The sequence below is a fragment of the Bifidobacterium sp. ESL0732 genome (assembly GCF_029395535.1).
Lineage (GTDB): Bacteria > Actinomycetota > Actinomycetes > Actinomycetales > Bifidobacteriaceae > Bifidobacterium.
Window position 1 is genome coordinate 1,668,446 of record NZ_CP113920.1, and the last position, 17,028, is coordinate 1,685,473.

Genomic DNA, 17,028 nt, shown 5'->3' on the forward strand with positions numbered 1-17,028 from the left:
GATTGCCAATGTTTTTGCTAAGTCTTACAACTAGTTCACCACTTTACCCCACTTATCACCATTCTTCCCCACAAAAACACAAAAAAATCAATTTTTCTTCAAAAAATTCAGTGTTACAGTAATTTCCCTCTGCTCCCTCTCTCTAAAAAAATCAATTTCGACATGCGCCGATAGGAGAAATAACGTTCACTGAACATTTTTTTGAAACCGAAGTTTCATCTGTCGATTATCACTGCACATATTCGAAACCGTTGAAATAACGAGAATTTTCATCATCTGAAACGGCATTTTCCAAGAGCACAATCACCATCCAAGAAATAGAGTGCACAGGCTAGAATTATTAACTTGAGTTTTTAAGCAGCACACACACAACCCGAACTGCCCAGATGAAGGGGAACCTATAGATGTCGAGCTACTCCTCGCAAATCGACGAAGAACAGCACGCGGTCGATCGCGCCTACGGACGGCTGGACTCGTTGCGTTCCCAGACCCGTTCTCGACTGGATACTGTTCGAGCCGCAGGAGCCCACGGTTCTCCGACAATGCGCACCGAACGAGATTCGTTTGCCACCATGTACGAGGACCGACTCACCCAGCTGCGCGGCGTCGAGGACAGACTCGTCTTCGGGCGCATTGACAGCGACAAGGGCGAAAAACGCTACATCGGGCGTATGGGACTTTCCAACGACAACCATGAGCCGATTCTGACCGATTGGCGCGCCGAGGCGGCAAGGCCCTTCTATGAAGCGACGCCCTCGCATCATGGCGATATCGTCATGCGTCGGCACATCACGTTGAATTTCCGCAAGGTGATCGGCATCGAAGACGAAGTGCTTGACGTCAACTCCGGACAGGTGGGTCAGGCCGAGCAAGCGGGGACATTGACCGGGGAGGGCGCCCTGATCGCCTCGCTCAATTCCAAACGTACCGGCAAGATGACCGATATCGTGGCCACCATCCAAGGCGAGCAGGATCGCATCATCCGGGCGCCGATGGACCGTGCCATCGTGGTGCAAGGTGGGCCCGGAACGGGAAAAACGGCGGTGGCGCTGCACCGCGCCGCTTATCTGCTTTATACACACCGCCGCAGGCTCGAGCGTTCCGGAGTGCTCGTGGTCGGCCCGAGTCCCGCTTTTCTACGTTATATCAATCAGGTCCTCCCTTCGCTCGGTGAGACTGGCGTGGTCTCCCGCACCATCGGCGACCTCGTACCAGGTTTCGCCGCCGAAAAGATGGATTCTCCCCGTGCCGCACAGCTTAAGGGCGAGACCCGCATGGCTTCGGCGATCGCCAACGCCGTAGCCGCGAGGGAACGCATCCCCAAGCACTTGCCGACAGTGCGCATCAATGGCATGGACGTACCGATGCGGAAAACCGATGTCATACAAGCGATACAGGATGCCAAACGCACCCGTTCCCCACACAACAAGGCCAGAGAGACCTTTGTCAAAAGCGTTCTGAGCGCGATGCGCAACCGGTACGTCGACAACCTTGATTACACACCCGAGCAGTCGGAAATCTCCGACGCGGCGATGCAGCTGAAAATGCATGATGAGATTCGCAAGACCCTGAATCTGGCATGGCTTCCCATGAACGCTCCATGGCTTGTCGACCAGCTTTTCGCGAAGCCTGCACAATTGCGCCGGTTCGCTCCTTGGCTTTCGCAAGCCGATATCAGGGAGCTGACACGACCGAAGCACTCACCGCTCACCGTTTCCGACATTCCGTTGCTCGATGAGGCCATGGAGCTGCTTGGGCCCGACCCGAAGGTTTCGGCTCGCGAAGCGGCGGCGAAGGCCAAGCGCGACGAAGAAGAACAATTCGCCAAAGATACATTGGCGCAGGCAGGCATCGGTTCCGGCATCGTCACCTCCTCAATGCTGGTGGACAATATCAACGGTTTGGACGCCGAAGCTGTGGCGCAGAAAGCCGGCGCCGACCGCGAATGGACATACGGGCATATCGTCATCGACGAAGCTCAGGAGCTCACCCCGATGGACTGGCGAATGCTCATGCGTCGCTGCCCGTCGCGCTCGTTCACCATCGTCGGTGATGTGGCACAGACCTCGGCTCTGGGAGGCACACGCCGTTGGGAGAAGACCATGGACCGCCTCTTCGGGCAAGACGGCTGGGACTTGAAAGAATTGACAATCAACTACCGCAATCCGCAGGAGGTCTCGCAACTGGCCACCCATTTCGCCGAAGACGAAGGACTGTATGTCTCGACCACCAAAGGCGTGCGCACGATGGCTGATTCGGTAAAACACCTGAGTGTGGGCTCCGGCAATGGAAGCGGCTCAAAGAGTGATCTTTTCCAGACAATCGGCGATGAAGCGCTGAACATGGCAAAGCAATTCATCTCAGACGACGGCACTGGTCGTGTTGCGGTCATCGCACCGAATTCGCTGAGCGCCAGTATCCGCCAAGACCTTTACCACCGTTTGGCAACCGCCAAAGGCAAGTCCACTGCCTCGAAGCTAATGGGAATCTCCGAGAAGAACAATCAAACCGACACAAACTCTCGTTTCGAAGAATCGCCGAGCGATGCTCCTTTGAGCATCTGCGACACCCAAATGATCAAAGGCCTGGAATACGACGCGGTAATTCTCGTAGAGCCCGGTGAAATCGCTCAGGACGCACCTTCACGACTCTCAGGGGCGGCCGATCTTTATGTCGCTTTGACGCGTCCGACCCAGCGACTCGTCATCATTGAAACCGAACGCGACAAGCGCCTGCTTGACCTATAGCGTTTCGGCGTAGTCAATCAAAGGATGGGACTACTTCTCGGAAGCGCCCTTGTCCCGTTTCAGTTCATCAATGGCCTTCTGGAAATCCGCCAGTCCGTTGAAATTCTGATAGACACTGGCAAAACGCAAATAAGCCACTTCGTCAAGTTCGCGCAACGGTTTGAGGATTGCCTTGCCGATATCTTCCGATTTGACCTGCGCCAAACCCTGACTGCGCAAATCCTCTTCGACCTGCTGCCCCAGTTGCTTCAGCGCGTCTTCATCAATAGGTCTGCCCTGGCAGGCTTTGCGAACCCCATCAATAACCTTTTGACGATCGAATGGTTCCAAATTTCCGGAACGCTTGGTGACCAGAAGCATCGTCGTTTCCACTGTGGTGAACCTGCGGCCGCATTCGGGGCATTCGCGTCTACGCCGGATGGAATGACCATCTTCACTGATACGCGTATCGACTACTTTAGTGTCATTATTCTGGCAAAAGGGACAATGCATACTGTCACCATAACCAGAGGGCGGGAGAACAAGACACACATATTTCACGGCGTTTAAAACTTACTGTGCATCTAAGAGTAGGCAAGGCACACTTTTCAAAATTAAACACGCCTATATTTTATAATTATCTCTATCAATCGGCATTAAGCCGAAAGAGACTCCGACCATGCGCGATTTATGCCTCTTCAGGCACCATAATCCTCTGGCCCGGTTGCAATTGAGCGGAATTCAGCTGATTCAGATCCATGATTTCGGCGACCGTATCCCCCACATTCTTGTTTTTCGGTGTAATCTGCTGCGCATATGACCACAACGTATCGCCCGGACGAACCGTATAACTGACCACATTGGCGTCATCGGTCGCCGAATTGGCAACATGCGGGGCGACCGCCTGCCAACCAAAGAACACAACGAATGCCAGCACAACCGCCGCAACGACCCTGTTTCGCGCGATGCGACGACGATTGGCGGCACAACGAACTTTGGAATCCCTGTCTTTTTCACTCATCTCTGCACTCCTTCGAACATCTGTACTAACGAACGTTTGTTCTATATTGGCACACTTGTTCGAAAAAAGCAAGGCGGAATCGAACATCTGTTTGAAATTCTAAAGAAAATAGGTTATGCTGTAAGTCAAACGCCGAAAGGAACTATCGTGAGCACCCTCCCACCTATCCATAACCCGCATGGCAACTTTTCTCAAGCCACGCCGAACCAACAGTTGACGGATCGGCAACGCAAAGTATTGGAAGCCGTTCGCAGGCATGTTTCACGTTATGGCTTCGCTCCTTCATTCCGCGAAATCGGCGAGGAAGCAGGACTCAAAAGCCCGTCCTCGGTCAAACATCAGCTCGAGGTCCTTGAAGACAAAGGCTATATCAAAATGAACGCGAACAAGGGCCGCGCCATCGAATTGGTGGAGAACGAGTCCAATATCCCCGAAAGCAACCACGCCTCTACCGTGCTTCCGTTCAGCTCCGAGGACGAAACGGACGAAGCCATCGCCCAATCACACGACATTCCTCTGGTCGGCCGCATTGCAGCCGGCACGCCCATCACTGCCGAACAGCATGTTGACGATGTGATGAGGCTGCCTGAGCGGCTTACCGGCAACGGCAATCTTTTCATGCTTGAGGTTCACGGGGATTCGATGATCGATGCTGCCATCTGCGATGGCGATTTCGTGGTGGTGCGAGAACAGGAGACTGCGGAAAACGGCGATATCGTCGCGGCCCTGCTCGATGGTGAAGCCACGGTCAAGACTTTCCAGAAAGACCACGGCCATGTCTGGCTGATGCCGCACAATCCGTCTTACTCCCCCATCGACGGCACTTACGCCAAAGTGATGGGCAAAGTCGTCACGGTTTTACGTAAGATCTGAACCCTCATATTCCCAAATATTGCAGAATCAGCGGTGAATCGCCTCGCTTTGGGCCTGGCTGAAGCCTTGTGGCTCCAGCTGGAAGGTGGTGTGGGGAATCGAAACCGAGAAATGGTCGGTTAGGCAGGTATGCAGCTGATGAAGAATATCGGCGCCCTGAGCCATCGTCAGATTCGGCTCCACCACGACGTGGGCAGTCAGAATCGGCATGCCGGTCGCCACTGTTGAAGCATGAACATCGTGGACATCTATGACGTGATCGACGCTTTTCATATGCTCGCGCACTTCGTCAAGATCGAGGCCTTCCGGGGTCTCTTCAAGTAATACCTTGACTGCGTTCTTCATCAATACGAAAGCTCTCGGCACGATAAGCAACGCGATAACCGCGCCGGCGAGAGCATCGAATCCATGCCAGCCAGTGGTCATGATGACAATGGCGGAAACCACGACTGTAAAAGAACCGAGCGCGTCGTTCATCGTTTCCAAGAAGGCCGCGCGCATGTTCATATTGTCTTTGTGCTGGCCGGAAAGCACAAGGACGGAAACGACGTTGAACACCAGACCCAGAATACCGAAACCGAGCAGCATGCCGACACTCTGTACCTCATCACCGGAAACGCCTGCCAGACGCAGAACCGCTTCGACCAACGCATAGACCCCAACGGCCATCAATATCAGCGCTCCGAGCCCTGCCGTGATCGGCTCAAGCCTGGCCCAGCCCCAAGTTCGTTCCTTGTTAGGCCTTCTGCGCATCAGCACAGCAGTAATCGTAGAGGCGGTGAGCACCGCGACATCCGTAAGCATATGGGCACAATCGACCAGAAGCGCAAGCGATCCGGTGATGATGGCGCCGAAAACTTCGACCACGAAAATCGTCAGGGTGAGGCCCAGCGTCACCATAAGTCTTCTCTGATGTTCCATCGCCTTGCCCTGGCCACCCGCTTGACCATCAGCAGATTGCGTTCTTTGGCTTTTCTGCGTTTCAGTTCCTTGCCCTTGCCGTTGCGAAACCATATCCTCTCCCTACCGTGCATTTATCGCCATCGACGAAAACGGAACGTCCATTCTCTTGCTTTCGTCGATTTGGCGTAAGCTCATTGTCAACGTTAAAACGCTGTGTTACTGGTGACACTATACGCGTCAAAACGTAAGCGGGAGTTGGGTTTTGCGACTCAGAGCCGAAGAACAAGCAGGTCGCACAATATTGTCCGTTTCGTTTTTCTTTGACACTAAAACCGACAATCTTTTTCATTTTCAAAAAGCGGCTTATACTGCCGCAGCCGAAACGATAAAACCCAGTGATACCAAGGATTTTTCTTTTACTGCAGCAGCAACATTGCGCAGCTCAAGGTGACGAACGAGAGTACCGTACTCAAGAATTGCGTCGATGCCATCTCCGACTCATGGATGCCGTAGTCAATGGCCAGGTTCGTCGGCAGCGTGGCGGTAGGGATGGCCATGGTAATCACGACGATACGCGTCAGCTCGCTCGGCATGCCGGTGGCGACCATCAAAGCCCAGATGATGGCCGGATAGGCGATGTTTTTCAAACCCACGGTCAGCCAGACATGAGGGTTGAAGGAGATCTTGCGGGTGACGAGCACAATGCCTGTGGCGAACATCGCCACACCGCCTGCAGTCTTGCCGAGCACGGTGAACGTAGGCTCGAGAACGCTGGGCATCGACCAACCACAGATCGAAAGAATGAAGCCAAGGAAGGCTGCCAGCACCAACGGTTTCGTCAGCCCTTTCACCAGCCGCTTGCCTACGGAAATCTTCGGGCCATTCTTTTTATTCACATCCGCGGCGAGCGCCTCGAACACAAACGGGACCAGAACCACATTGATGATGAGACTGGCAATGCCAATGTCTATGGCGCTGATAGTCTCGTCGAAGAAGAGCGGAAGCACCGCGGAACCGATGAAGGGAATCGAGGGGTCGGCCACCGAAAGCGCACGCAACGAGGAAAGCCCGCTTTGGTTCTTGACAATCTTCCAGTAGATGAAATAGAGCAGGAAATAGGAGACGAGCATCGCACCGAGCATCCACAACGCCAACGGGATATCTTCGACGATCAACTTGCGTTTGGTGGCCCAGATACCGCCGAACACGTGCATGGGCAGGGCGTAATTCATCACGAATTTGATGAGCCGACTGCTGTCGGTGCTATCGAAATCGCCGCGTTTGGCGGCAAAAGCGCCGAGCAACATGGTGACAAGTATCGGCAGCAAGGCAAATATGACAGTTTTCAGCATAAATTATTTCTCCATCTCACCCACGCTTTTCCCCCTGCATAGCGTCTAGGCGAGCATCGTTGAATCCCGACATTTCAGGCAGACGTTCTTTTACGTGAGTTACGGATACTCTACACAACGCATATTTTCCGGACGTTTCACGTCTCAACGAGCGGACAATAATCCGATAACTTTTAACAAAACCCGATACTTGCATCCCTGCAAAATGATGTATGCCGCATCTACCTTAATAAAAGTAGAAGCGGCATACGATGCGGGCCGGATACATTACCGGTGTTCAATAAAGTATCGAATCATATTCGAATGTTCAGAACCAACGACCACCGGCGTTCAGATCGACGATGGCGGTATTCGAAAAACGATCAGAAACCGAACTTGGAGACGGCTTCTTTCAACGTGTCGGCCGAACGACGCAGCTGCGCGAGCTCGTGATCGGAAAGCGGCGTGTTGATGTGCGAGTTGACGCCGGAACGATTGACCAGCGTAGGTACGGACATGCAGATGTCTGAAATACCGTGGAAGTCCTGCAGCAGCGAGGAGACCGGCAGCACACGGTTCGAATCGTTCAGGACCGCGTCGATGATGTCGACGCCGGACATGGCGATGGCGAAGTTTGTGGCGCCCTTGCCGTTGATGATACGGTAGGCGGCGTTCTTGACTTCCTGATGGATCTCCTCACGCTTGGCGGCATCGAGCGGCTCATGGCCCGGCAGCGCCTTCCAGTCGCACATGGTGACACCACCGATGGTGGCGGAGGCCCAAAGCGGGACTTCGGAATCGCCGTGTTCGCCAGCGATGTAGGCATGCACATTCTTGACGTTAACGCCGGTCTGCTGACCGATGAGGAAACGCAGGCGGGCCGTGTCGAGGTTGGTGCCCGAGCCGAAAATCTGGTTGGCCGGCAGACCGGAGAGCTTCAACATGACGTAGGTGACGATGTCGACCGGGTTGGTGATAAGCATGTAGATGGCGTTCGGAGCGACCTTGATGACGCCGGGAACGATGGACTTCATCATGTTGACGGTCGCGTTGGCGAGGTCGAGTCTGGTCTGGCCCGGCTTCTGACGTGCGCCTGCAGTGATGACCACCATGTCGGCGTCGCGGCAGATCTCGATGTCATCCGAACCGTCGATGGAGACGGAAGGATAGAAGCTGGAGCCGTGCTGCATATCGAGGACTTCGGCTTCGACGCGCTCCTTGTTAATGTCTTCGAGCACAATGTCGCGGGCGACACCACGCTGGGCGGCAGCGAAAGCGAGTGTGGAGCCGACAGCTCCTGCCCCGATGATGGCAAGCTTGGTTGGTTTAATCGAATTAGACATGTAATCGAACCTTTCAGAATGATTTTTTAAGAAAGTCAATAATCGACTGTGCTATCCTCATCCCTTCGTTCAAACCTCTTTCACACAGCCATGCGAGCAACTATGACGCAGCAGATATAGCAGCGCCATGCATCTCGTCATTGTGGTAGCCACAAGCCTTGACCGGCGCAAACTCAAAACGGATGAAATACCCGCCTTTGCACCGTTGGCAATCGTCCGGTCGAGCTTCAATCGACATCAAAACGAAAGCCTTGTGACTTTCATCATTTTATCAGATGATATACATAAATCAAAGGTTAAAAACACGGCGTTCCTTGCCTGAATGACCAACATCTCAAGCCAAGCAAACACTCGCCAAAACCACCGTCTATCCGACCGCCTCACTATGCCTTACGCGCACATGACATCGTCGCAAAAGCCTTTCTTCACGTCACGTAGCGAAAGCCAATAGACTCAGCAAGCCGGCCAATACGGGGCAACGTAAGTATCGAAGGTATCGGCAACACGGCGCGCAACTTCGTCAAACGGCGTATCCCACACAGCCTGATTGAAGATTTCACATTCGATGTCGCCACGCCAACCAGTAGCGGCGACAGCCTCGGTCAGCGGTTTGAAATCGATGACGCCCTCACCTGGGTAATGGCGGCTCAAAAGCGGATCCGCCTCGAGCGGGGTACGGTAATCGCAGACCTGATAGGCGGCGATACGGCCTTCACGTCCGGCACGCGTGATGGAGCGCAACACATCAGGATCCCAAAAAATATGGAACGTGTCGACGGTGACGCCCACCGCTTTCGGGTCGAAAGGTGCGGCGATATCAAGTGCCTCGGCAAGCGTCGAGACACAGGCCCTGTCGGTGCAATACATCGGATGCAACGGTTCAATGGCCAGCGTGACGCCGGCAGCCAGAGCATCGTCCTCGAGCTCCGCGAGCGCTTCGGACACACGAGTGCGAGCCCCCGCCAGATCCTTCGACCCCTGGGGCAACCCGCCGACGACGAGCACGAGTGTCTTGCATCCGAAGGCGGCGGTCTCTTCGATGAGCTTGCGGTTATCGTCAATCGAAGCGCGTCGTTCCGGTCCTTCCGGCATCGTAAAGAAGCCTCCACGACACATCGATGAGACGCGCAGGCCGGAATTGGCGACCATACGTACCGCCGCCGGCACACCCACCGCCTCCACCGGCTCACGCCAAAGTCCCACGCTGCCATAACCGGCCTGGGTAAGCGTGTTAAGCGTCTGCCGCAAATCGGCATGTTTGATCGTCGCCTGATTCATCGAGAGTATGGGACTGACCATATCGAACTCCTTCATTCTGTTATTAGCCATTATTAGCTGCACTTGCCAGCTGGACTTTTCCCATCACGACAATCAATAAGCTGCATAAAAAGAAGCGTCCAAAGCCGTATTGACGTCACCGATCAGGCTGTGTCTATACCGTTGAGCGCGAGCAGTGAGTTCCAGCGCTGTGCCGCCAATTCCGGGACCTCGAGCGCACCGCACTCGTTTGCCAGCTCAACCACCCGCGAGAGGTTCGGCAGGCTGCGAGCCGATTGCAGGCCACCGACCATTTGGAACGCCGGCTGGTGGCCATTGAGCCATGACAGAAAGGCGACGGAGGTTTTGTAGTATTCGGTGGGCTCGGCGAATACCTGACGCGCCAACGCCTGGGTGGGTTCGAGAACTCCTAGATAACCCGCTTCGTCGCCACGATCAAGCGCTTGTATGGCTGCACTGGCTTGCGGAGCGATAACGGAGAATGCACCGAGCAAGGCATCGGAATGCATCATGATTTTGCCACCCGAGGCGCTTTCACAACGGGGATCGTCTTGCTCGCAATCCCGTATCAAATCGACATAGTGCATATCGTCTCCGGTGAGCATCATCACCCCTTGCGGCAGCATGGCACGCATATAGCGTTCAGCGTCCGCGTCAAGCAACGACATCTTCACACCACGCACCTTGCCGGGATTGTCGGCGATGATCTGCAAAACCGTTTGCGAGGCCTCCCGCCAATCGGACGAGCCAAAATAACCATGTAGCTGAGTGTCGAATACCTCCCCTAACCAGTGCAGGATCACCGGAGACTTCGCGGAAGCTATCACTTTGTCATACACCTTGACATAGTCGGCGGCGCTTGAAGCGGCCCGACACAAGTGCCGCGAGCACATGATGACCGGCCCACAACCCGATTGTTCACAGACATGCAACTGCTCCAAGTAGGCCTCGACTATCTGCAAAAGGTCGAAATCACGGCGCCCGGCAGGTTCAAGCTGATCGGTATTGACTCCAGCGCACACCAAGTCGGCCACACTCCTGCCCCAGCCTTCATCACGCGCATATTGAGCAGCGGCGGCCCCACTTCGACGCATCAGTTCAGCAGTGGCAGGCCAGTCCATACCGAGATTGCGCTGTGCCGTGTCCATACAATCGGCCACGCCCAGGCCCCACGACCAAATCATGCGCCGGAAACCGATGGTGGATTCCCAATCGACCTGTGCCGGACGCCCCGGCGTATTGTCCGCCCAAGCGAGCGGCACGACGTGCGCCGCGGCATACACCGTACGCGAGCGCAATGGTGTTGTCGGCTTGACGAACCTAGGTGCCGGGTTCGCTTCGACACATCGTTTATCGCCAGATTCGTCGATCAACGTCAATGTCGTCATCATTGCCTCGTTTCCCATTGCTGTCATACATTTTTTCAATTGCGTTTCAGACCTTGCCCGTCCAATCACAAGGTCAATACCGGGCCTTCGGCACCGCCACCTTCACGCCGCGTTCGGCCGACTGATAACCAAGCTCGGCCAACCGCACGCCACGCGCCCCGGACGCGAGATCGTAGGGATATGTCGCGCCCGTAGCCAAAGCGCGGATGAACTGCTCCCACTGTGCCTTGAAGCCGTTCTCGAACGTTTCGTCATCACCGACACGCTGCCAATCACTTTGGTAATCATGCGCGTCCGGCACATCCGGATTCCACACGGCCAGAGGAGTGGCGTCGCGCACCTGGATCTTGGCGTCGAACAGCCCGACCACGGCCGAGCCATGCGTCCCGTCAACGTGCAGCTCAAGAAGTTCGTCACGATCCACGCGCGTATTCCACGAAGAGTTCATCTGCACGCTCGCCCCGCTTTCGAGCTCGAAAATTGCGTAGGCTGCGTCCTCGGCCGTCGATTTGAAGCGTTTGCCGTTTTCATCCACACGTTCAGGAATCTCGATTCTGGCCTCCGTATAAACCGAAGAGATCGGCCCGAATAGTCCCTCGATGACATAATTCCAATGCGGGAACATATCCGAGATGATGCCGCCACCATCTTCTTTGCGATAATTCCAACTCGGCCGCTGTGAGGCACGCCAGTCCCCTTCGAAGACCCAGTAGCCGAAGTCGCCACGCACCGAAAGGATACGGCCGAAGAAACCTGAGTCGATAAGGCGCCTGAGCTTGATCAGACCTGGAAGAAAGAGCTTGTCGTGCACGACCCCTGTTCTCACGCCTTTGGCCTCGGCAAGTCGCGTCAGCTCGCAGGCGCTTTCGTAATCCGCTGCGATGGGCTTTTCGGTATAGATATCCTTGCCGGCTGCAATCGCCTTTTTGATGGCATCGGCGCGTGCCGTGGTCGTCAGGAAATCTGCATACAGCGAATAATGCGGGTCCGCCAGCACGCTATCGAGATCGGTGGTGTATTTGAGATCACCGTGCCGTGCTGAAATCTCACGCAGCTTGTCTTCATGCCGTCCGACGAGTATCGGGTCGAGCATGACGCGCGAACCGTCCGGCAGCTCGACCCCACCGGCCTCGATGATGGGCAACACGGAACGGCAGAGGTGCTGTCGGTAACCCATGCGCCCTGTCACGCCGTTCATGATTACGCCGATGGTTTTATCAGTCATAATATCGACCTTTCGTTGTCCTTACGATTTACCGTGGTCCGCGCTGCTTCACCTGTTTCAGCCACGTCGTCTATTTCATGGCAAACACGTACTTTTCGATGCATAAGCGGTTTGCCGCCGAATCCTTTGCCGCTCAGAATCGGAATCGTTGCGATCCTGCCATTTTGCAAATCTTGATTCGATTCAATGCAGACGACCGGTGTCTGTGGAATGCAAATCATCGTTTTGCTCTTCAAGTACCGCTCGTATCCATCAGAGTTGCGCATCGGCCGGCAAGGCTTCTATGGCGGCATGCGCAGCAACAAGCGCCTCACGTAACGGCTCGACATCCGGGTACCAACGTCTCTCCCACTCCAAGGAAAGCGGGCCTGTGTAGCCACCCGCTTTCAGCACTCGGCAGCACTCCGCGAGCGGCACGCGCCCCGAGCCCTGCAGCACCGGCGTCTGGTCGCCGGGGTATGCGCAGTCCTTGATTTGTACCAGCCCACGGCCGTCGACCAGATACTGCCCGATATAGTCAAACGTCGTCTGTGGTGCCTCACCCACGCGCCAGGGGTGCGCGATGTCCCAAATCGAGCCGACATGGTTGCCCGGGGCGATCTTGTCAAGATAATGATGGATCAGCGCATTGCGAGCGCCGTTGGTGTGGCTGTCGTGGGTCTCAATCAACGGTTGTACGCCAAGTCGGTCCGCAAGAGGCAAGGCCCGCGCCACGATCTCAGCTCCGCGCTTCGACACATCAGCCAGATTCATATCGTCGGGCAGCTCGAGGCCGGGCAACCGGTCAGGCGTGGAGGCACTGCCCGCGTCCAGCGGCGCGGTCGGAAAGACACGCACGAACCGCGCACCGAGTACGCTCGCCATCTTTAGGCAGTGTTCGAGGCTTTCGGTCAGTTCGTCGTCCGAACGAGACGTATTGCAAATTTGTACACGGGAATCGACCGAGACAATACCGACTCCCGCCTTGTCGGCCAGTTCGTCGCGCATCGCCTTGAGCTCGTCGTCGGTCGAGTCCATGCGAAAAATCATTTCCTCGCCAACCGAAACCTCGATGGTCTTTACTCCGGTCGCGCGGAACGTCGCTGCCAGCTCGTCAATCGAATCATAGGGCGCGCCAAGTGTGCTTGCGGCCAGTTCCCACGTCATCGCGCACCGCCCTTCATATCCGGATGGTTCGCATCATTAGCTTCCTTCGTATCAGGATGGTTCGCGTCGCCCAGCGGGTTCGGCTCAGGGTGGTCGAGCGGCTCGCCCGCGGCGATATGCTCGAATTCGCGCACCACGGACTCGCCCATACGCTTTAGATCGCAACCCATCGATCCGGCGATATGCGGGGTTAGGATGACATTGTCGCGGTTCCACAGCGGCGAGTCCGGCGGCAACGGCTCACTCGGGTAGGTGACGTCGAGCACGGCGCGGATACGCCCGGAGACCAGTTCCTTTTCGAGCGCTTCGGGGTCGATGACGATGCCACGCGCCGAATTCATCAGCAACGCTCCATCCTTCATCAGGCCTAGCTCATGGGCGCCTATCATGCCTTTGGCCTGCGGGATGCCGGGCGTATGGATCGAGACGATATCGGAATAGCGAAATACATCATCGAGGCTGACCTTCGTGGCCCCGTAGCGTGCCGCCGTTTCGTCGCTCAGGTGCCGGCTCCATGCAATGACCTTGAAATCGAAGGGCTTCAAGAGGGTCATGAAGTCGCGGGCGATCTGCGAAGTGGCGGTGACGATGCCGACGGTCTTGCCGAAGGTGCCCGCGTCCGGGTAGGCCTGCTCGCGGTCGATCGGTTTGCGGTCACGCTCGTACTGGCGTTGCGAAAGGGTGTAGTACTTACTTTCCAAAAGTGTCACACCGAGGCAAAATTCGGCAACAGGCAGGGAATTGGCAGCTTGGACGTTCGTGGCAAAAATGCCGCGCCTCTTGGCGACCTCAAGCGCTTCGGTAGTGAACTTGACGTACGCGCTGCCCTGCGAGGCGATGATGCCCTTGAGATTGGGCATGGCCTCGAGCACCTGAGGCGTGACCTCAGGTGCCTCCCAGCCGTACCAAAGGTAGTCGATATCGTGAAGACGCGCCATTTCGGCGGGATTATCGTAATCCATCACCTCCTGATGCTGCGTGAAATCCGCGATCTTGCGCAATCTTTTCCACATCGAATCAGTCAGCAACATTTCCGGCAAACCCGGTTTCATGGATATACCGATTTTGAACTTCCCCGTCATAACGCTCCTTCGCCAGGGCGCATCAAATCGGCAATCATCGCCGATATTGGCAATCCCCCTGTAACGGACTAAAGAATATCACAGAAGAGAAGCAGCCGAAAATACCGGACATAGACCATCGATTTTTGCAGGCCGCAACTACCTGCGAACTTCGGCTGAATACTTTGCCTGTCACCTCGAAGCGAACACGACGACAAATTCTGGCATAAATCGCAATACGAATTACGACGATACGCAAAAACCTAGCCTACTGCCTGATCCATCACCTGAGCCGCCAAACGCGAGTCGACGTCGGCCTGTAACGCGACACCGTCGGTTCGATAATCCTCTTTCTCGACCTTTCCATACTCACGTACGCGGGCAAGCAAGGAACCGGCCTCGTCACTATATGGCAACAGCGCCTCGACGTGGACTTGCGGGACAGGTAGTGTCGTTTCCACCCTCGTGCGCAAGCCGTCCAAGCCACTATTGTCGGCTGCGGAAACGATAAGCGCATCCGGGCGGATGTTATGCAGGCGGTCCAGCGTGCCCTGATCGACCTGATCGGCCTTGTTGAAGGTGAGGATACGTGGAATGTCGGAGACGCCGTCGATGCCGGCGAGCACGTCGTTGACCGCCTCGATCTGCGCGAACGGATCGGTGGTGGACGCATCGACGACGTGAAGAATGACATCGGCCTCTCCGATCTCCTCCAATGTCGACTTGAACGCCTCGACCAGTTGGGTAGGCAGGCGACGCACGAAGCCGACAGTATCGACGTAGGCATAGAGCCGTCCGTCGGCGGCTTTGGCCCGACGAACCGCGGTGTCAAGGGTCGCGAAAAGCGCGTTGCCGACCAGCTCGCCGGAATTGGTCAATCGGTTGACTAGTGAGGATTTGCCGGCATTGGTATAACCGACCACAGCCACGGTGGGCAGGCCGTAGCGATGGCGTGATCCGCGCTTGACAGCACGCGCCGGAGCCATCGCGCGAATCTGCTTCTTGAGTCTCGCGATACGAGTGCGGATGACGCGGCGGTCCATCTCGATCTGCGTCTCGCCCGGGCCACGGGAACCGATGCCGCCGTTGACGCCGGCCGCCTGACCGCCGGCCTGACGGGAAAGCGAGCCGCCCCAGCCACGGAGCCTCGGCAGCATATATTCCAGTTGCGCGAGCTCGACCTGCGCCTTGCCCTCACGGCTGGTGGCGTGCTGGGCGAAAATGTCCAGAATGACGGCGGTGCGGTCGACCACTTTGACCTTGGTGGCGTCCTCGAGCGCACGGCGCTGGCTCGGTGCCAGGTCGCCGTCAACGATGATGGTATCGGCCTCATTTTGTGCCACGATTCCAGCGATCTCCTTAGCCTTTCCGCGACCGACGTACGTGGCTGCGTCAGGTTTCAGGCGATGCTGCAAGACTCCATCGCAGACCACCGCGCCTGCGGTGTGTGCGAGCGCCGCCAACTCTCGTAACGACTCCTCGGCCTGTTCGATGGTGGTTTCGACGTTCGACCACACCCCCACCAAGACCACGCGTTCGAGACGCACCTTGCGGTATTCGACGTCGGTCTCGTCCTGCATCTCGCCCAGGCCGACAACATGCTTCAGCTTGTTACGCGCCTCGCGCTCACTCCATTCCTCGGCCCCCGGAGCACGGTTATCACTGCTCTCCTGCAGGATGTCGGAGCGCTTGCGCAGCACCTCGCTTTGGGTGTCGCCGCGCGTATCATCATTCGCCAATAAATCAGCCTTTCGTCAGTTGACAATCTTTCTGGTATCAGCATATTCGATGAGGTGAACCCATGTTCACTGTTCCGGCATGGAAACTAGTATGGAGACTCTGATATCGATATATGGCTTGGGCCATGAACGGGACAAACGAACAGGATAGCATGGGCGAGAACAGCACCGAAAAGACACGGCCGGAACAAGTGGATGCCCACTCGATGAAAACACGCAAGACTGAGCAATATTTTTCCGCCGAACCGACTTCACGTGACGTACGGCGAAACCTGCACGTTTCGCTGCGCGGACACGAGGTGGATGTCGAGGCGTCCAACGGGGTGTTTTCGGGGCATCGGCTTGATTTGGGAACTTCTGTCCTGCTAAGGCACGCACCGGAACCACCAGAAGACGGAACATTCCTCGACATCGGCTGCGGCTGGGGGCCCATTGCGTTGACGATGGGGTTGGAATCGCCGAAAGCCGATATCTGGGCGCTGGACGTCAACGAACGTGCGCTGGAACTGACAAGGGCGAACGCCGAAAAACTCGGGATTGACAAACGAATCCACGCGGCGAAAGCCGAAGACATACCGACAGATCTGACCTTCGATCTTATCTGGTCGAACCCGCCGATCCGCGTGGGCAAGGACGAGCTGCACACTCTGCTGATGGCTTGGCTTCCTCGACTTAAGGTGGGTGGCTACGCTTATCTGGTGGTGCAGAAGAACCTCGGCAGCGATTCGCTGATCAAATGGCTGGGCGCCGAGCTCGGCGACGATTTTTCGGTCGCCAAATACGCCAGTTCCAAGGGCTACCGCGTTATCGAAGTTCGCCACTGAACCAACGTTGATTGACCTGGCCGCCTTAGCGTCAATTCGCCGTCAGCATCAATTTCGGAACCGTTTTTATGGGCACGAAACAGGATTCAGATGGAAACGGTAGCAATAATATGAGGCGCAAGTCGGTTCGGGCAAATCAATGACAGCATCTTCTGTTGTCAACATACTCC

The 17,028-nt window shown here is 56.0% G+C and carries 15 protein-coding genes; 3 read left to right on the forward strand and 12 right to left on the reverse strand.

The genetic code is table 11. From position 1 onward, the window contains the following. Positions 1-404: 404 nt before the first annotated feature. A complete protein-coding gene (locus OZX70_RS06490) occupies positions 405-2,747 on the forward strand; it encodes an AAA family ATPase (protein ID WP_277180050.1) in 2,343 nt (780 codons plus the stop codon). 30 nt (positions 2,748-2,777) lie between these two features. On the opposite strand, the gene nrdR is transcribed toward OZX70_RS06490, so the two are convergent. Together nrdR and OZX70_RS06500 are read right to left on the reverse strand one after the other, a co-directional pair. Next, positions 2,778-3,239, reverse strand: coding sequence for a transcriptional regulator NrdR (nrdR, locus tag OZX70_RS06495; RefSeq protein WP_277180052.1), 462 nt, complete (start codon positions 3,237-3,239; stop codon positions 2,778-2,780). Positions 3,240-3,414: 175 nt separating this feature from the next. Further along, positions 3,415-3,747, reverse strand: coding sequence for a LysM peptidoglycan-binding domain-containing protein (locus OZX70_RS06500; protein ID WP_277180054.1), 333 nt, complete (start codon positions 3,745-3,747; stop codon positions 3,415-3,417). A 165-nt stretch (positions 3,748-3,912) separates the two neighbouring features. Between OZX70_RS06500 and lexA the strand changes: the two genes are divergently transcribed. After that, the gene (gene lexA, locus OZX70_RS06505; RefSeq protein WP_277182143.1) at positions 3,913-4,620 is read left to right on the forward strand and encodes a transcriptional repressor LexA; all 708 of its coding nucleotides are present in this window, start codon (positions 3,913-3,915) and stop codon (positions 4,618-4,620) included. 27 nt (positions 4,621-4,647) lie between these two features. On the opposite strand, the gene OZX70_RS06510 is transcribed toward lexA, so the two are convergent. From OZX70_RS06510 to hflX, 10 genes are all read right to left on the reverse strand, one after another. After that, positions 4,648-5,541, reverse strand: coding sequence for a cation diffusion facilitator family transporter (locus tag OZX70_RS06510; protein WP_277182145.1), 894 nt, complete (start codon positions 5,539-5,541; stop codon positions 4,648-4,650). Between the two features lie 398 nt (positions 5,542-5,939). Continuing rightward, positions 5,940-6,875: an AEC family transporter gene (locus OZX70_RS06515; protein WP_277180055.1), complete on the reverse strand. Its 936-nt coding sequence runs from the start codon at positions 6,873-6,875 to the stop codon at positions 5,940-5,942. Between the two features lie 362 nt (positions 6,876-7,237). Beyond that, the gene (locus tag OZX70_RS06520; protein ID WP_277180057.1) at positions 7,238-8,197 is read right to left on the reverse strand and encodes an L-lactate dehydrogenase; all 960 of its coding nucleotides are present in this window, start codon (positions 8,195-8,197) and stop codon (positions 7,238-7,240) included. 453 nt (positions 8,198-8,650) lie between these two features. Further along, positions 8,651-9,496 carry a sugar phosphate isomerase/epimerase family protein gene (locus OZX70_RS06525; RefSeq protein WP_277180059.1) on the reverse strand — a complete coding sequence of 282 codons (846 nt, stop codon included), beginning with the start codon at positions 9,494-9,496 and terminating at the stop codon, positions 8,651-8,653. 122 nt (positions 9,497-9,618) lie between these two features. Beyond that, positions 9,619-10,890 carry a DUF993 family protein gene (locus tag OZX70_RS06530; RefSeq protein ID WP_277180060.1) on the reverse strand — a complete coding sequence of 424 codons (1,272 nt, stop codon included), beginning with the start codon at positions 10,888-10,890 and terminating at the stop codon, positions 9,619-9,621. A gap of 46 nt (positions 10,891-10,936) precedes the next feature. Further along, positions 10,937-12,088, reverse strand: a complete 1,152-nt coding sequence (locus tag OZX70_RS06535; protein WP_277180062.1) for a Gfo/Idh/MocA family oxidoreductase — start codon at positions 12,086-12,088, stop codon at positions 10,937-10,939. Continuing rightward, positions 12,085-12,324, reverse strand: coding sequence for a hypothetical protein (locus OZX70_RS06540; RefSeq protein ID WP_277180064.1), 240 nt, complete (start codon positions 12,322-12,324; stop codon positions 12,085-12,087). The genes OZX70_RS06535 and OZX70_RS06540 overlap by 4 nt, the downstream gene beginning before the upstream one ends. A gap of 16 nt (positions 12,325-12,340) precedes the next feature. Further along, a complete protein-coding gene (locus tag OZX70_RS06545; protein ID WP_277180066.1) occupies positions 12,341-13,234 on the reverse strand; it encodes a sugar phosphate isomerase/epimerase family protein in 894 nt (297 codons plus the stop codon). After that, positions 13,231-14,316 carry a hydroxyacid dehydrogenase gene (locus OZX70_RS06550; RefSeq protein WP_277180068.1) on the reverse strand — a complete coding sequence of 362 codons (1,086 nt, stop codon included), beginning with the start codon at positions 14,314-14,316 and terminating at the stop codon, positions 13,231-13,233. The genes OZX70_RS06545 and OZX70_RS06550 overlap by 4 nt, the downstream gene beginning before the upstream one ends. Before the next feature lie 242 nt (positions 14,317-14,558). Beyond that, complete coding sequence (gene hflX, locus OZX70_RS06555) at positions 14,559-16,034, reverse strand: GTPase HflX (RefSeq protein WP_277180070.1); 1,476 nt, start codon at positions 16,032-16,034, stop codon at positions 14,559-14,561. Positions 16,035-16,240: 206 nt separating this feature from the next. Here hflX and OZX70_RS06560 point away from each other — a divergent pair, with 206 nt between their 5' ends. Next, positions 16,241-16,858, forward strand: a complete 618-nt coding sequence (locus OZX70_RS06560) for a methyltransferase (RefSeq protein ID WP_277182146.1) — start codon at positions 16,241-16,243, stop codon at positions 16,856-16,858. Positions 16,859-17,028 lie beyond the last annotated feature (170 nt).

Coding starts and splice junctions, on each gene's coding strand:
- OZX70_RS06510 (WP_277182145.1), bottom strand. CDS start 5,541: ATGGAACATCAGAGAAGACTTATGGTGACGCTGGGCCTCACCCTGACG.
- OZX70_RS06500 (WP_277180054.1), bottom strand. CDS start 3,747: ATGAGTGAAAAAGACAGGGATTCCAAAGTTCGTTGTGCCGCCAATCGT.
- OZX70_RS06535 (WP_277180062.1), bottom strand. CDS start 12,088: ATGACTGATAAAACCATCGGCGTAATCATGAACGGCGTGACAGGGCGC.
- OZX70_RS06550 (WP_277180068.1), bottom strand. CDS start 14,316: ATGACGGGGAAGTTCAAAATCGGTATATCCATGAAACCGGGTTTGCCG.
- OZX70_RS06545 (WP_277180066.1), bottom strand. CDS start 13,234: ATGACGTGGGAACTGGCCGCAAGCACACTTGGCGCGCCCTATGATTCG.
- OZX70_RS06490 (WP_277180050.1), top strand. CDS start 405: ATGTCGAGCTACTCCTCGCAAATCGACGAAGAACAGCACGCGGTCGAT.
- OZX70_RS06525 (WP_277180059.1), bottom strand. CDS start 9,496: ATGGTCAGTCCCATACTCTCGATGAATCAGGCGACGATCAAACATGCC.
- nrdR (WP_277180052.1), bottom strand. CDS start 3,239: ATGCATTGTCCCTTTTGCCAGAATAATGACACTAAAGTAGTCGATACG.
- OZX70_RS06520 (WP_277180057.1), bottom strand. CDS start 8,197: ATGTCTAATTCGATTAAACCAACCAAGCTTGCCATCATCGGGGCAGGA.
- OZX70_RS06530 (WP_277180060.1), bottom strand. CDS start 10,890: ATGACAGCAATGGGAAACGAGGCAATGATGACGACATTGACGTTGATC.
- OZX70_RS06515 (WP_277180055.1), bottom strand. CDS start 6,875: ATGCTGAAAACTGTCATATTTGCCTTGCTGCCGATACTTGTCACCATG.
- OZX70_RS06560 (WP_277182146.1), top strand. CDS start 16,241: ATGAAAACACGCAAGACTGAGCAATATTTTTCCGCCGAACCGACTTCA.